At 31.0% G+C, this 3,995-nt stretch carries 3 protein-coding genes; all 3 read right to left on the bottom strand.

Annotated features, from left to right (window positions below; translation table 11 throughout):
* Nucleotides 1-162: 162 nt before the first annotated feature.
* Nucleotides 163-843: a type IV toxin-antitoxin system AbiEi family antitoxin domain-containing protein gene (locus tag ACXLDF_RS12400; RefSeq protein ID WP_457558852.1), complete on the bottom strand. Its 681-nt coding sequence runs from the start codon at nt 841-843 to the stop codon at nt 163-165.
* A gap of 425 nt (nt 844-1,268) precedes the next feature.
* Nucleotides 1,269-2,129: an NgoMIV family type II restriction endonuclease gene (locus ACXLDF_RS12395; protein WP_457558851.1), complete on the bottom strand. Its 861-nt coding sequence runs from the start codon at nt 2,127-2,129 to the stop codon at nt 1,269-1,271.
* 20 nt (nt 2,130-2,149) lie between these two features.
* Nucleotides 2,150-3,541 (bottom strand): DNA methyltransferase, encoded by a 1,392-nt coding sequence (locus tag ACXLDF_RS12390; RefSeq protein ID WP_457558850.1) that lies wholly within the window; start codon nt 3,539-3,541, stop codon nt 2,150-2,152.
* Between the last annotated feature and the right edge of the window lie 454 nt (nt 3,542-3,995).

Raw genomic sequence — 3,995 nt, 5'->3', positions numbered from 1 at the left:
TAATCAACTATAAACACCTGAACAAAATGGCAAACAGGATTCAGGCTGAAATAGAGAAACAGATAAAAAAATGAAAACCTCACCAATATTCAAAATCAATTTTCAACTAACTTTTGGATATGACCTTTGCGATGGCTATTTTATCTATTTCTCCAGGTCTAATCATGTATATATCGCTTCTTTTATCGTGTTTATATCACGATTAATTTTCAATTCATATTTAGTGTTTATTTTTCCTTCATCAGGTGCTGACGTGTCTAAACGAAGAAACGAGCCGGTAAGGTTTTTTTGAAGCAAACTCTCATGATATGATGAACTTATTTCTAAAAGGTCACAAATGAATACGTACCTTCTTACTGCAACTTTGCTACCGGATTTAGCAAAGTAGGCCATTATTTTATTCATATCAATTTTGTTTCGAGATTCATAAACGGCCTTTGCTATCTCAACTATTCCATTGCTGTAATGTGGATTAATAAATGAATCTACCAAGGTCTTCTCTAAATCACTACATTTTACTTTATTGTAGTTATCAATCCAGGTGTTTTTTATTCCAAAGAAGCGATTTGCCTTATGATAAATAAACTGAAATCTGACACCTTGAATTTCGATGTTGCTTGGTTTCATTTGAATATCAGTTACAACAATTTCGGTCAAACTGGGTTGGGTTATTAATTTGTGTATTTGAAATGCAGAGTAATAACCAATATAATAGTTTTTATCTCGCAGCAGATACTTAGCTACCAAATGCCAATTGGGTATAAAATTTGAACTATCGTGCTCAAGAGGTACGATATAATACAATCCTCTGTTAAGACGAATGAGCATGTTGTTCTTTACCATTCTCATCAGAGTGTTGTTTAAGTACGATGCACTGACATTGTTGAATTCTTCTCTTACATCATTTGTAGAGAAGCACGGCGTGTCATTTTGAGAAAATCTCTTAATTATGTCCCATTCTAGTTTCATGTAAAATTGCTATTGTTATATTAATAATCACCTATACTATGACTGCAAAGATACATAAAGCAATTAATACTTGCAACTTATATCTTGATAATCACAAATATTAATATTACCAAGATATAAATAGCAATATTTGTGATTCTCGTTTCAATTAATGCCAACGGTGAGTATATGAGGTGTTGGGCGTTCCTGCCAGCAGAAGCTGCGGCGCAGGCCGGTGGAAAAATAGCATAAAAACTGTAACTACGTAAAGTAGATTAGGCAAGTGCATAACTGTCCGGAAAGAGAATAACTTTTACAATTTATATAATTAGATCAAATGGCAAATCGCTAATATCTCTTAACCTTCGTCCATCAATTAAAATATTTAGCATATCCATCTGGCTTTCATCTTTAATCTCATAAATTGTCTCAATCAACTCATTTAAAGCAAAATGATAAACACAGTCTATATCACCTGTGCCTAATGCTAAACTTGCTATTCTCGTTAAGGTAGGTTCTGCAGTAACAGCAACGATGTGGGGCAATTTACCTTTTCTATTTCGAATAAGATTAAATGCTTCTGTACGGATATTTTGTGCTCTGTCACTACGAAGTGTCCATTTACAGGATATACTTGCATGTAAAATTTGTTTGAGTGACTCTACATTGACTTTTCGTATCGGAGTTAAAGTGGCGATTTTATCTGAAATATCAATTATATTCCTGTTTTTATTTATTTCTTCTTCTTCAATGGGTTCCCTGCTTACTAATATATCGGGTTTAACGATATAATCTTGCCCAAAAGTGGATGCAAGTTTCTTATTCTTTTTCAATTCATCTTCCACTTCTGCCAAATCTCTATATTGTTCAAAATTTGATATTTCTTTTTCAATAAAATAATGCCATTTACCTGGCCGCAAATGAAATAATAAATTAAAAGACTTTTCAATAAAATCTTTAGTAATCTCCTCAAATATTTTTCCAGCTGTCTGCCCAGACATGTTGCCATAATGAGGCTTATCGCATATTTGATTTATAATTCCCCAAGCAATTTTTACACTAATCTTACTATCGCCATCAGCATTATTAGGATAATCGCCTTTATCAGAATTCCTTCGAATTCTTATTAACTTGTCACATATTTCTTTGTGATAGCCGCTTCTCAATTCAGTAATTGTCATATACTTAAGATTCCAAATAATTAAGATTTATAAAATCCAATTACATATTCTTCATGCATGCGTTTCTGAATTTGTGATTCTGAATTCTTGTTTTTACTTGCAGGAAGCATTCTTTTATTTCTATCCAATTGCCGAATTCCTATATACGGAACATTAAAACCAATAAAACTACCAATATCCTGTAAACATTTATGAGTTTCAGTATCTATTCCCTTCATTGTAGAATTACCAACAACTACTATTGCAATCTTACCAGGTTTTAAAACTCTATACATTTCTTTTAACGATTTTTTCATTTCAGAGAAATATCTTTTTAAGACTTTTCCACGATTAACATCATTGCTTAAAACATCTTTAATTTTTGTCGCCGTAAAATCGGGTAAATCTTCAAAAGAATAGTTAGATGTCGATTCCGAACCAATATATTCATTTCTCTTTTTAGTCAAATCTTCCATTTTATAGCCAAACCATACTAAAGAAAATTTATGAGCTCTCATATAATCAATTGCATTAGAGGCGTATGGCGGAGAAGTGACAATTAAATCGACCGTTTCATCTTTAAGACATAGTTTTTGCGAATCACAAAATTTTATTTCCGGCTCAAATCCAACAGATTGTTGAATCACAGAATCAATATTTTGATTACATTTTTTTAAAAATTCTTCAAAAGAAGATTTAATAGTTTTTGTTACAAATTGTTTTCTTGATATTTCAAAATTTTGATCGCCGTATATAACATTGCCATTATTATCCAATAAGGCTTTTATTTTATGTGGTCGTGTGTGCCCTAAATCCAAAGCGAGTGAAACCCCGCCGGACTTTGTTATAATTATAGAAGAAAAAATTACATCAAAAAAATCTCTGTATTTTTCTTCTTTAATCATTTTTATTTGATTTAAAAGTGAAATTAATTCCAATTGAGTTTCCGGTAAAAACCAATAATCTATAAATTCTCTGGATTTAGGACCAAAAGAGATATTCAATAAATCAATCAACTTATTCTTATTATTAATATAATCTTCTTTTGCGCCGTTATATATTTTCAAACAGTATTTAACTAGATCATTTTTATTAAATGGTGTTGTTTTTACTTTGGTAATTTTAATAGCTAACGGATCTATGTCAAAACCTATACTTTTTCTATTTAAAAAATATGCTTCAACTAACGTTGTACCAGAGCCGACCATAGGGTCAAGGACTATTTCATTTGGCTTTGTTAGTTTCTCAATAAAAAATTTTGGAAGTTGGGGAGGAAATTTTGCTGGAAACGAATGGAAATTGTGAGAACTATTATTACTTTTGTGATTGTGAAAATTTAAATCACTCTGAAGTAATTTTACCAAATTTTCTAAGCTGGATTCCGACTTATATTCTTTTTTTGTCTGAACTAAAAATGACAGTTGTTCTTTCACAGACAAATCACTTTTATTGCTCGTTAAATTATTTCCCACCTTATGTAAAATATTTTTCATGGATCAAATATAATGGAAATATGACAACTGTCAAATTCATTTTCCATTAAAAAAAGTAATTTTCATGAAGTTACATCACGATTGAACTTACTGGTTTTTACGATGCGCAATGGAGTAAAATCCAGTGCTGTGATTTGTTATGTGTTGTTAAAATATTTTTATTAATTCGGAATCCATAATTTCACGAAAAAATGTTACTCATTTTAATAATATGCAACGATAAACTCTCCACCGCGGCATTTCACTGTATAATAAAGCAAATTTACGGTTTCATTCATAAAATCAAAACATTTTCCTGCGCTTTTCAGAATTTCTCCTTAACTTTAGCCCCGTTAGGAGGCTTGACATGATAATACGTTTAATTAACGGAGTTTTTACATTTTTACTCATTATG

The organism is Candidatus Harpocratesius sp., assembly GCF_054039255.1.
The sequence above is the reverse complement of the archived record's forward strand: the minus strand, read 5'-3'. Positions and strand labels throughout refer to the sequence as shown.